Origin of the sequence: Chryseobacterium sp., assembly GCF_045629545.1 — a bacterium.
GTDB lineage: Bacteria > Bacteroidota > Bacteroidia > Flavobacteriales > Weeksellaceae > Chryseobacterium.
In genome coordinates, this window is record NZ_JAZQRK010000029.1 from 28,541 (window position 1) to 40,808 (window position 12,268).

The window sequence follows — 12,268 nt, forward strand, 5'->3', positions numbered from 1 at the left end:
AAGTCCCACAAATAGAAGATAATCATCTGCAAATAAATAACTCAGGTAGCCTCACCTTGCGGCACTTTTTTGTCTTCATCAGTATAAATCTATCACCAAGAATTAATTTATTAACTTTTCGTACTATTGAGTGTCTTATCAACTTATCTTGTAGTATATTCTCCTATCTGTGATAATACTTTATATAATGGTTTATCATTATTCTTAAAATACTCTCTGACTTAATCGTCATTTTAAATTTTTACCATCTTGGTAATACAACCATTTGTAAACCAACAAGATGATTAATAAATTTTACCAATCTAATATATGTATTTACAATCTTAATAAAAATTTGGAGTGATTACTTTAATTTTGAAATCTTACATATTAACTGCATATCTTATTTTAAAATAGGTAAATAGACTAGTATATTAAAACATGATTTTAAGACAATGAATTTTTTTTGCTATTTAGAATAAATAGAAACAATGACAAATATCATTTGTTTATTTTTAATTAGAATTATTATAAACAATACATTTGTGAAAAATTAAAATCAATGAAGAAGATCACTACATCCCTATTAATCTTATCTACGGTAACATTCTTTGCTCAAACTCAAACTAAATCGGATTCTATAAAATCAAAGGAAATTGAAACAGTTGAAATTTTTGGAGACAGAAATAAGAAACAAAGAGGATTAGAAACCGTAACAAGAATGCCTGTAAATCCACAATTACAACCACAATCTATCTCTACAATTTCAGAAAAATTGATCGAAGATCAAGGTGCACTTACCATTACAGATGTGGCGAGAAACGTACCTGGTGTAACACTTTTTGGATCTTACGGAGGGAACAGAGAATCGATGTCTATCAGAGGATTCAGAGGAACTCCTGTATTGAAAAATGGGATTAGAATGGATTCTGATTTTAGATCGGGTGCCGGCTTGGTAGATATGCAAGGTATTGAGTCTGTACAAGTTATTCGTGGTGCTGCAGCAATTACCCAAGGTATAGGAAATGGGCTTGGTTCTGGTGGTGGACTCATCAATTTGGTTACAAAAACTCCAAGATATTATAATGATACTGAACTTTCTGTGAGAGCAGGATCTTGGAATCTTATTAGAAATACACTAGATGCACAGAGAGTTTTTGGAAAAAAACAAAATGTTGGTTTCCGACTTAATGCGGCTTATGAGCAATCTGATAGCTATAGAGATATCATTAACAAAAATAAATTTTATGTAAATCCTTCTTTCTCTTGGAAAATTGATGATAAAACAGAATTTATAGCAGAAATGGATTATCTTGATGGTGAAGGAACTCCAGACAGAGGAACTTACAATACAAAAGATATTACCGAAAATGGATTAATCGATATGGGGTCTAGATTCTTAGGTTTTTCTATGGATAATGAAGAATACAATACCCTTTCCTATTCTGCAAGATTAACAAGAGAACTTACCGAAAAAATAAGTGTTAGAGCAGCTTGGATGTCAAATTCTTATGAAAGAGATGCTATAGGTGCAACATTATCTGGAAATGGAGAAACCCGTAGAAGAGGACTTGCAAGAAACTATAAAGATGACCGAAATTCTACCTTACAAATAGATGTAATGGGGAAAGATTTTAAATTTGGAAAATTAAAGTGGGAATGGCAAGTGGGTTACGATATGACTGATACAAAAACAATTTCAAAATCTGCTCTAGGAATTACTACAAAACAATTACAAGATGCTAATTTTGGACCAGACATAACCCAAGTAAATTCTACTGGTGCCATCAATAACAATCTAGATCTAACTGGAAAACCCGAATTATTATCATTACTAAATCTTGGTGTTGGAGAAACAAATAATACGACATCTTATGGTTTTATGACTCAGCAACATTTATCTTTTGCAGAAAAATTTAAGTTAGTTGGAGCTTTAAGGTATTCCTATACCAATGAAAATAGTAAAGGAGTTTTGGATCCTATGATTGGATTAATGTATATGCCTTTGAACAATATTAATATCTACGGAACATATTCTACCATTACTAGTCTTAGACAAATGGGAGATCCTATGATTGATGGTACAACTTCTGGGCCAGCAAGAACACAGCAATTTGAAGCCGGAGTAAAAACTTCTTGGTTTGAAGACCGTTTTAGAGCGAATATTAATTATTTTAACATGAACCAAAGTAATTTAATTTATACTTACTATGACCCTACAACCAATGCAGAAACAGACTTTAATGACTATGCAGGAAACTTAAGAAGAACTGGTATTGAAGCAGAAATTACAGGTAGAATTTTACCAAACCTTCAAGTTTTAATGGGTTATTCTTACACCGATGCAGCTTATAATAATTCTCCAGCATATGTTAATGGTTCTCGACCAATGAATTCACCATACAATACAGCAAATGCATGGGCTCAATATACCTTCCAAAATACAAAATCGTTCTTGGATGGCGTTTATCTTTCATTAGGATATTATTATGTAGGATCTAGACCCGTAAATGAGCAAAACCAAGATTATGATGCACACGGAACTTATAATAATGGGAAAAAACCATTCTTAATGCCAGAATATTATACACTAAATGCACAAGTAGGTTACAAATACAAACAATGGACATTTAGAGTTTTGGCCAATAATCTTACAGACAGATTAGGTTACAACTCTTACTATAGAGGAGGATATATCAACCAAATTGATCCCTTTAATATGTCTGGACAAGTTTCTTTTAAATTTTAAACATTAACGTAATTTTTTATATATTTTATCTAAGCGAAACACCACACCGTGTTTCGCTTTTTTATATTCTAAAAGTAAGATATTTGTCACAATAAGTACGCAACAGCAATTTTTTTTTATACTTTTATTGCTTCGAAATTATACACTATAAAAATGTCAGTAATAGATTTATCAAAACAGGTTGCATTGGGTATCGATATCGGTGGAACAAATACTAAATTTGGATTAGTTAATCATCGTGGAGACATCCTCGTTAAGGGATCTTTGCCTACCGATGAATATGAAACACCCGAAGCCTTCATTGATGAACTTCATCGTAATATACAACCTCTAATAGATGAACATTGTGGAAAGAATTCTATTGTAGGAGTTGGTGTAGGTGCACCCAATGCCAACTATTATAGAGGGACTATAGAACAAGCTCCCAATTTACCGTGGAAAGGAGTAATCCAATTCGGAGATTTGGTAAGCCAAAAATTTGGAGCACCTTGTAAGATGACTAATGATGCCAACGCAGCAGCATTGGGAGAAATGATGTATGGTGCAGCTAGAGGAATGAAAGATTTTATCATGATTACACTAGGGACAGGTGTAGGAAGTGGTATTATCTCTGGTGGTAGTCTTATCTACGGACACGATGGCTTTGCTGGCGAACTAGGACATACCATTGTAAAACCTGGTGGTAGAAAACATTGGAGTACAGATTCTGAAGGTAGCTTAGAAGCTTATGCTTCTGCAACAGGAATTGCAATTACTGCAAAAAAAATGCGTGTAGAGTTTCCAGATTCTATGCTTAATGAATATGGAGAAGACAAAATAGATTCTAAAATTGTGTTTGACTGTGCACAAAAAGGAGATCCCGTAGCCATTGAAGTATTCAGGTATACGGGGCAAAAATTGGGTGAAGCATTGGCTAACTTTGTAATGTTCTCCTCACCAGAAGCAATCTTATTATTTGGAGGTGTAATAAAAGCTGGAGATTTTATTCTAAAACCTACCAAACTGCATATGGAAAGAAATCTTCTGCCCATTTTTAGAAATAAAGTTAAACTCGTTTTTAGCGAACTAGATGAGGCAGATGCCGCTATTTTGGGTGCAAGCGCACTCGTTTGGGAAAAATAAATACACGATTTTTTCCGTAGAAAAATTATTAACACATCATTAGGAAATAATGGTGTGTTTTTTGTTGTCTTTATACGCAACAATGCATAACAAAATGAAAAATATTTTATTAGTTTTGCTAAGCTTTTTTGTCATTTCTTGTGACGGACAAGACCTTAAAAAAAATAAACAAAAAAATCTTCCCAAAATGGATAAAAATAATTTGGAGTACATCACCTTTGGTGGTGGATGTTTTTGGTGTGTAGAAAGTTGTTTCAACATGCTGAATGGTGTAGATACAGCAGTATCGGGATATGCAGGCGGACATAAGGACAATCCAACGTATGAGGAAGTATGCACAGGAGAGACAGGTCATGCTGAGGTAGTACAAATTGCCTATGATCCAAAAATTATTTCCTATGAGCAATTAATGGACGTTTTTTTCTTTTTACATGATCCTACTCAGCTCAATCGTCAAGGCAATGATATCGGAACTCAATATCGTTCTGTAATCTACTATAAAGATGATGCAGAAAAGCTAAAAGCAGAAAAAGAAATGGCTGTTTCTGAGGCCTCTGGAAGATGGCAAGGTAAATATGTAACAGAGATCAGTCCTTTGGATCGTTTTTGGCCAGCAGAGCAATATCACCAAGGGTATTACAATGAAAACCCTACACAGCCTTATTGTAGTGCTGTTGTGGGACCAAAAATTCAGAAGTTCAAGAAACATTATGGCGAACTTGGAATGCTAAGACCAGAATAAAAAATGAAATTTCATACCTTTTTAAACCCTTGAATTAATATTCAGGGGTTTGTTGTTTTTATTTAAATCTTAAAATGAATTTTTATTAAATTAAACATACCTAATTCTACTCTATTATTTATGGATAAAAAAGAATTGGTAGAACCTTTAAAATTTGCTCTTTTTCCTTAATTTGCGGATAAAACTAATCCCTCATGAAAACTTTGTTTTCTTCACTTATCATTACTCTATTTTTATTTTCATGTTCGAAAAAAGAATCTTTAATAACAAATGAAAAACACAGCAATGCCAACTATAAAAAGGCAATAACATTTAGAAACAAAAATAAGTCAGATTCTGCCTTTTATCATTTCAGTAAAGCCAAAGATTTATTTTTAAAAACCCATGATACCATAGGAATTGCAAAATCGCTCATCAATATGGCGATTATACAAAGTAACAGTGGCGATTTTCATGGAGGCATAGAAACCTCTATACAAGCCAATAATTATCTAAAAAAGGAAAATGATAGTTTAATAAAATCCCTATTAGCTTCCAATTATAACAATATGGGAATATCCTCTGCTTCTCTATTTCGGTATCAAAATGCAGTAGATTCTTACAAAAAAGCCATAGAATTTTCTACAATCGATCAAAATAAAAATAGTTATTACAATAATCTAGGCGTTGCCTTACTCAGTCTAAATCAGTATAAGAATGCGGCGCTTTATTTCCAAAAAGCACTAGCTACAGTAGATAGTTTGGATTACTCTAGAGCTCTTAATAATCTGGCTCATACCAAATATCTACAAAACAATAAGTACAATCCTCTTCCCGATTTTAACAAAGCTTTATCTATTCGGAATAAAAACAAAGATGTGTCTGGACAAAATTCCAGCTATGCCTATTTATCTGATTACTACATCAATAGGGATAAGGATAAGGCTTTTGAATATGCACAACGTATGTACGATAAAGCCAAAGAAGGTAAAAACTGTGAAGATGAACTACAAGCTATCCAAAAATTGATTGAGCTACAACCCTACCAATCTGGTAAGCTTTTCAATAGATTTACCACGCTGACTGATAGTATACAAAGACGTAGAAGTGAGGCTAAAGATGAATTCGCGTATATTAGATTTGAAGTTGATAAGGAAAAGGCTGAAAACAGCAAACTTAAAATAGATACTATACAGAAAGAAAAATATATCCTTAAACAATATTTGGCATTAGCGATTTTGATTATTGTTTTGGTACTTTTATTCATTGTATTTTATACAAGAGAGAAGATACAGCGTCAAAAAAATGTAATTTCAATACAAAACACAGAGCTCAAATATTCCAAAAAAGTACATGATGTAGTGGCTAATGGCATCTATAAAGTAATGACAGAAATAGAGAACCAAGAAGATATTGACAAAGATGGAGTCTTGGATAAGCTAGAAAGTGTGTATGAAAAATCTAGAAATATTTCTTACGAGAAGGAAAATCATAAAGCTGAAGAATTATTTCATGAGAAAATATCTAAGGTCTTAGGTGCTTTCCAGAATAAGCAAAGGAAGATTTTCATTATTGGAAATGAAGAGATTATTTGGGGAAAATTGTTGGATACCACCAAAGAAAACGTCTTCCACATATTACAGGAGTTGATGGTGAATATGAAAAAGCATAGTAAAGCAGATCTAGTGGTTATAAAGTTTGTAAAAAAAGAACAGTGGATTCATATCTACTACTCTGATAATGGCGTGGGATTTTCGGAACAAAATATTTCAAAAAATGGTTGGCGAAATGTGGAAAACCGTACACAATCTATTCATGGAATAGTTAATTTTGAAACCGAAATAGGAAAAGGATTAAAAGTTCACCTACAGTTTCCTGATTCTTAAATTACACACAATGTTTAGAAAAGTATTAATAGCAGAAGATAATGAAAGTGCCAACATATCTGTTCAAAAGGTATTGGAAGAGCTGAAAATTGAGCAAGTAGATCATGTTTACTATTGTGATGATGCAGTGGCAAAAATAAAGAAAAGCCAACGCGAAAATGAACCTTATGATTTACTTATCACCGATCTCTCTTTTGAAGAAGATCATTATACCCAACTGATAAAAGGTGGGAAAGATTTGGTAGAACAAGTAAAAAAATTACAAGAAAACCTGAAAATTATTGTTTTTTCTAGTGAAAATAAGACAGGAATTATTGATGCTCTTTTCTCAGATTATCACATTGATGGGTATGTACGTAAAGGGAGATACGATAGCCAAGAGCTAAAAGAAGCCATTACAACAGTATATGAAGATGGAAAACACCTTGCAGATCCTGTGAAAAAAGCCGTAAAAAAGATGAATGCCTATGAAATATCCTCTCATGATATAGACATCGTTACTGTGACGGCTAAAGGAATTATTTTGAAAGAAATCCCTGATAATTTTAAATCTAGAGGTATAGAACCCAATAGTTTGAGTACAATAGAAAAAAGGCTAAGCCAGCTAAAAAATTCTTTGTGGGTAAAAACAAACGAGCATCTTATCGCCTATTGCAAAGATTTGGGAATTATATAGCGTATAAATAATCATCCTATTTATATCTTTATTGTTCTGTTACCTCACACCGAATTTTAATTATAACAATGCAATGATACGAATTGTCATCAGCTGGGTTAGAAACGCTTTTTTTCCTTGTTTAACCTTTAATTCATCACTTAAATATTTTAATTCTTATTTGCTTTGACTATTTTTGTAAGTTCATTACCAATGTATGTCAGATATTATTCAACTTTTACCCGATCATGTTGCCAACCAAATTGCGGCAGGAGAAGTGGTACAAAGACCCGCTTCTATTGTAAAGGAACTTTTGGAAAACGCCATTGATGCTGGCGCTTCAAAAATCGAGTTGATTGTAAGAGATGCCGGGAAAAATCTTATCCAAGTAGTAGATGATGGCAAAGGGATGTCTGATACCGATGCTAGAATGGCATTTGAGAGGCACGCCACTTCCAAAATAAGAGGAACAGAAGATATTTTCAAGATTGCCACAAAGGGTTTCCGAGGCGAAGCATTAGCATCTATCGCAGCCGTTTCTCATGTAGAACTGAAAACCAAACAAACGGATGCTGTACTGGGCACCAATATTACCATTGAGGGGGGTATATTTCAGTTTCAAGAACCTACACAAACTACAGAGGGCTCTAATTTTTTAGTTAAAAATCTTTTTTATAACGTACCCGCAAGAAGAAAATTTTTGAAGAATAATAATATAGAGTTCAAACATGTTATAGATGAATTCCAGAGAATTGCATTGGCTCATGAAGGAGTAGAATTCTCCTTATTTCATGATGACGAACCTATCTTCAGACTTAGAAAAGGAACACAAATGCAGCGTATTGTAGATATTTTCGGAAGAAAACTGCAACCTCAGTTGGTTCCCATTAAAGAAGATATAATTTGGTGCAAACTTCATGGTTTTGCGGCAAAGCCCGAAGGGGCAAAAAAGACGAGAGGCGAACAATTTTTATTCGTTAATGGGCGATTTTTTAGAAGTCCCTATTTCAATAAAGCCGTTCAAGAAGCTTTTGAAGGTTTACTATTGCCAGGGTATATTCCTACCTTTTTCTTGTATTTGGACCTTAGTCCAGAGAAAATAGACGTTAATATTCATCCTCAAAAAACAGAAATAAAATTTGAAGATGAGCATCTTATATTCGCTCTTATTCGTTCTACTATCAAGAGAGCGTTAGGAATTTACAACGTAGCGCCAAGTTTGGATTTCGAAAGAGATCCTAAGATTGATGATATGATGCAAAGTTACCCAAGCAAAAGTAATAACGTCAATATAAAAATGCCAGAGATAACGGTAGATAGAGATTATAATCCTTTTGTGGAAGAGCGAGGCGTCATCAAAAGAGAAATACAGAATATCACGGATATGTACCATCAAAATATCGCTGCTGAACCTTCAAAGATCAATCTTTTTGAAGATGAAGATTTCGACGAAGACTTGATGCGTCTTCCTAATGGATATTGGTTGCTGAATAAAGGAGATCGCACATTGATGCTAGATTTGGGCAGAATGCACCAACTCTTGGTATCCGAAAATAATAAAACATCAAAGAAAGGCATCGTCAGCAATTCTTTACTTTTCTCATTAGAATATCACATGAATGAGATTGAGAAAAACAAATTCAAATCCATAAAAAATTATCTGCCAGAATTGGGATTTGATATGAAAATAGCACACGAAAATGTACTAAGAATAGACACTGTGCCAGAAGGATTGAAGGAATCTCAAATTATAAAATTTATAGAAAACTTATTTCACATCCTAGAATACAAAACAGAATCTGAGTTTATGGAGTATTACAATAACCAATGGAACAAATTGCACTCGAAATCTAGGTTCGATTTTATTTATAAAGCAGATGCAGAACAAGTGATAAAAGATTTTACCTCGCTTGGTTTCCCAGAGTTTTTACCAAATGGTAAAAGGTGTTTTTATGAAGTTCCATTCAACGATTTTATTAATAAATTTTAAAATGTATGTTTAATAATATTCCTCCTATTACCAAAAATATTATCATCATCAACATTGTTGTTTATTTGGTGAGTAATTTCTTGTACACAGATTTATATAATTTACTTTCTGCATATTATCCGTTTTCACCTAATTTTCATTCGTGGCAAGTGATTACGCATATGTTTATGCATGCTAAATTGGGTAAAGGAACTGGTATAATGCATATTATATTTAATATGTTTACTCTTTATAGCTTTGGTCCTATATTAGAACAAACTCTAGGCGAAAAAAAATATTTAATACTGTATTTCTTAAGTGGTTTGGGTGCATTTTTCTTGTTTAATCTTTGGAATTTTGTTGAAATACAGCAGATGGTTTCAGATTTAGAACATTTAGGGCTTAACCCTGCAGAAATTTTCACTAAAGCAAATAATAATTATACTGGAAGTTTAGAAATTTCAGCAAATACCAATGAAGGAGTTGAACTTTCACAAAATCTTTATAATGCACTAAAATCTCCTATGCTTGGAGCCTCTGGAGCTATATTTGGTGTAGTTGCAGCTTTTACAACACTCTATCCTGATACGAAATTGATGATTATGTTTATCCCAATTCCTATCAAAGCAAAATATATAATGCCAGTTGTTATCATAGTTTCTATTGCGTTAGGCGTTACGGGTAATGTTGGAGGTGTAGCACATTTAGCACACGTTGGAGGAGCGCTAGTAGGGTTTTTATTAGCCAGTAACTGGAGAAAACATTTGTACAGATTTAATTAATTTATTTTGAAAGTATTTCGAACGGTAGTTTTATTGGTACATCTTGTATTGCTATTCTTATTATTAGGAATGCTACTCAATGCCTACGTTCCACCGAAGGTATTTCCATTTTTCAATCTACTTTCATTAGGATTCCCTATCTTGATTATTGGATATATTTTAATCACTCTATATTGGATTGTTTATTGGAAAAAAAGAGCCTTATTCTTCTTGGTGGCAGGATTTTTATTTTTGAATCCGACAAAAAGGTGGGTGAATCTATCTTCAACTCCTACTGAGAAATCCAACCTGAAAATTGTCACTTTTAATGTAAAAGGTGGGCAAATGGGGATCGACAAAATTGAAGAGTACATCAAACAACAAAACGCAGATATTGTCCTGTTACAAGAAGATGGAGGAAATAGATTTAATTTTAACAATCTGAAAAAAGGAGAACATATACCTGTCGTATCCTTATATACAAAACTTAAAATACTTGATCATAAGAATATATTAACAGGTAATTTCGAGGATATCAACGCATATTCCGATTATACGGATGTAGAAGTGGAAGGAAAACCTATTCGCATCATTAATATGTACTTGCAACCCTTTAAATTTGAAAAAAGCAAGGTAAAACTGAATGGAAATTCTGAAGAAGATGAAGCCAAATTGAAGTATGTAATAAAAAAATTAATTCCTACCTTCAAAATTCATCAAGAACAAGTAGCGATCATTAGAAAAGCTATTGAAGATTCTCCTTATCCTGTAATCGTGACTGGAGATTTCAACTCTGTACCCAATTCTTACGAGTATTATCATATTGGAGATGGATTATTAGATTCTTTCTTTGAAGTAGGCAATGGCTTTGGAACAAGTTTTCACGATTATAAATTTCCTTTGAGGATTGATTTTATTTTTTCTTCACCCTCTATTTTACCAATCCATCATCATGTAGACCGTTCAACCAAGCTATCTGACCATTTTCCGACTTCGGCTACATTTTACGTTAAATAATTTATTTTCAAAAATAAATGAAATAATTGCATTATTGGCAACATTATTGTAGCTAAAAAGCGCAGATTGATGTAGCAGATGAAGCGATTTTCTATTTTTTTGGTTATTCATAGTTGTATAGTTATTCTACTTCTATGTACATTGGCTAATGCTTGGATTCCTCCCTATCTCGTTGGCAATCTGAATTTGCTATCCTTATCTTTTCCTTATTTATTTCTATTGCACCTTATTTTTACTGTTATTTGGTTTGTAAAAAAACGTAATATTGCTTTTGTTTTCCTAATATTAACCTCCCTTTTTTATAATCCTGTAAGAAGATGGATTAATTTTTCACCCTTGCAAAATTATGTTACAAGCACCAATGAAAGCATAAAAGTGATTAGTTATAATGTAAAATATGGAAGTGCGGGCTGGGAAAATTTAAGAAAATATATACTTGATCAAGATGCCGATATTATTCTGGTACAAGAAAGAGATAACAAAACTGATATAAAAACTGGTTTGGTGAAATATCCAACTGTAGTGTTAAAAACTAAGCACAAAATTATCCGTCAAGCTGATCTCTTTAATGATGCATCCAAAGGAAACTCTTTCTATGCTGATGTGGAAATAAATGGTAAAATAATAAGAATTATAAACGTTTATTTAGAACCATTTAGACTCAACAAAAGTATGGTTGGTCTTACCGACGATTATCGTGGAGGAATAGAAAAAAATAAAGTTTCTGCTCTATTTTCACGATTACTTCCCACTTTCAAAAAGCATGAAGATCAGATAAAAAAAATAAGAAAAGTTGTTGATTATTCACCCTATCCTGTCATCTTAGCTGGAGATTTTAATTCTGTGCCGAATTCTTATGAATATTATAGTTTAGGAGAAAACCTAAAGGATGCATTTGTGGAAGTAGGTCATGGTAGCTCTACTAGTTTCCACGACTACAAATTTCCTCTAAGGTTAGACTATATTTTTACATCAAAAAGCATTACTCCACTCAGCTATAAAGTGGATTATTCAGTGAAATTGTCGGATCATTATCCTATAATTGCAGAATTTCTTTTAAATTAGTAAAATGAAAACGTTTTTATCTTTAGGATGTGGTGTTATTTTTACTTTTCTTGCTTGTTCCAAGCAAGAGCCTGTAAACTTTGTAGCGAAAGATGATACGCGTGCTACCTATGATACTACAGCAATAGATTCTTTCTCTAACGGGGCAATTTCGGTAGATATCGCTAGAAAGATAAGAATGTCTTCGCAGGTGTACCAAGATTCTCTACTAGAAGTATTGAAGGTAGAAAAAGAAATGGCTCGTCTAAAGGTAGAAGAGCTTGAAAAAAATAAAAAAAACAAAGAAACTGATGCGAATGAAAACGTAAAAGAGATTGCTCCTACTCCATCTGCACCTTAGTTTT

10 protein-coding genes are annotated in these 12,268 nt (G+C 32.9%); all 10 read left to right on the forward strand.

The window, feature by feature from the left end; genetic code table 11:
- Positions 1 to 541: 541 nt before the first annotated feature.
- The 10 genes from ACKI42_RS07040 to ACKI42_RS07085 all read left to right on the forward strand — a co-directional run bounded on the left by ACKI42_RS07040 (position 542) and on the right by ACKI42_RS07085 (position 12,264).
- Positions 542 to 2,728 carry a TonB-dependent siderophore receptor gene (locus tag ACKI42_RS07040; RefSeq protein WP_407403862.1) on the forward strand — a complete coding sequence of 729 codons (2,187 nt, stop codon included), beginning with the start codon at positions 542 to 544 and terminating at the stop codon, positions 2,726 to 2,728.
- A gap of 153 nt (positions 2,729 to 2,881) precedes the next feature.
- Positions 2,882 to 3,850, forward strand: coding sequence for an ROK family protein (locus ACKI42_RS07045; protein WP_407403864.1), 969 nt, complete (start codon positions 2,882 to 2,884; stop codon positions 3,848 to 3,850).
- 94 nt (positions 3,851 to 3,944) lie between these two features.
- Positions 3,945 to 4,592, forward strand: a complete 648-nt coding sequence (gene msrA / locus ACKI42_RS07050) for a peptide-methionine (S)-S-oxide reductase MsrA (protein ID WP_407403866.1) — start codon at positions 3,945 to 3,947, stop codon at positions 4,590 to 4,592.
- Positions 4,593 to 4,786: 194 nt separating this feature from the next.
- Entirely contained in the window at positions 4,787 to 6,457 is a 1,671-nt protein-coding gene (locus ACKI42_RS07055) for a tetratricopeptide repeat protein (protein ID WP_407403868.1), read from the forward strand.
- A 10-nt stretch (positions 6,458 to 6,467) separates the two neighbouring features.
- Positions 6,468 to 7,133, forward strand: coding sequence for a response regulator (locus tag ACKI42_RS07060; protein WP_407403870.1), 666 nt, complete (start codon positions 6,468 to 6,470; stop codon positions 7,131 to 7,133).
- A gap of 196 nt (positions 7,134 to 7,329) precedes the next feature.
- Positions 7,330 to 9,102, forward strand: a complete 1,773-nt coding sequence (gene mutL / locus ACKI42_RS07065) for a DNA mismatch repair endonuclease MutL (RefSeq protein WP_407403872.1) — start codon at positions 7,330 to 7,332, stop codon at positions 9,100 to 9,102.
- 5 nt (positions 9,103 to 9,107) lie between these two features.
- The gene (locus tag ACKI42_RS07070) at positions 9,108 to 9,863 is read left to right on the forward strand and encodes a rhomboid family intramembrane serine protease (protein WP_407403874.1); all 756 of its coding nucleotides are present in this window, start codon (positions 9,108 to 9,110) and stop codon (positions 9,861 to 9,863) included.
- A gap of 6 nt (positions 9,864 to 9,869) precedes the next feature.
- A complete protein-coding gene (locus ACKI42_RS07075) occupies positions 9,870 to 10,859 on the forward strand; it encodes an endonuclease/exonuclease/phosphatase family protein (RefSeq protein ID WP_407403876.1) in 990 nt (329 codons plus the stop codon).
- Positions 10,860 to 11,195: 336 nt separating this feature from the next.
- Complete coding sequence (locus tag ACKI42_RS07080; RefSeq protein ID WP_407403878.1) at positions 11,196 to 11,924, forward strand: endonuclease/exonuclease/phosphatase family protein; 729 nt, start codon at positions 11,196 to 11,198, stop codon at positions 11,922 to 11,924.
- Positions 11,925 to 11,928: 4 nt separating this feature from the next.
- Positions 11,929 to 12,264, forward strand: a complete 336-nt coding sequence (locus tag ACKI42_RS07085; RefSeq protein WP_407403880.1) for a hypothetical protein — start codon at positions 11,929 to 11,931, stop codon at positions 12,262 to 12,264.
- The last annotated feature ends 4 nt before the right edge of the window (positions 12,265 to 12,268 follow it).